Genomic DNA, 299 nt, shown 5'->3' with positions numbered 1-299 from the left:
CTCTGCAAATTGTCGGAGATGCTAAGCATACCTATCATAGCATCGGGGGGAGCAGGCAAGATGGAACATTTCCGCGACCAGCGTAATATAATCCTCGATTTCGACACTAGATACCCTGACGGTGAATTTTGGCATGGCGGGCTTTAGGTGCCATACGCACCCATTCCAATTCGCGTTCGAGCGTTTTGCGGCGTTTGCTGGCTTGCTTTTCCACGTTCAGCAAATCCACGCAAGTGGTGGTAGTCAAAGCCGTTAATGCCGAATCGGCACTCGAAAATGCGGCGGCGATAATGCCTATC

The 299-nt window shown here is 51.2% G+C and carries 1 protein-coding gene; it reads right to left on the bottom strand.

From position 1 onward, the window contains the following. Nucleotides 1–106: 106 nt before the first annotated feature. A partial coding sequence (locus D0T57_RS15575; protein ID WP_163274373.1) for a hypothetical protein occupies nt 107–299 on the bottom strand: 193 nt, incomplete at its 5' end.

It is taken from the genome of Dysgonomonas sp. 511, from assembly GCF_010501105.1.
GTDB lineage: Bacteria > Bacteroidota > Bacteroidia > Bacteroidales > Dysgonomonadaceae > Dysgonomonas.
Note: the sequence above shows the minus strand (reverse complement) of the source record. Positions and strands in the feature narration are given on the sequence as shown.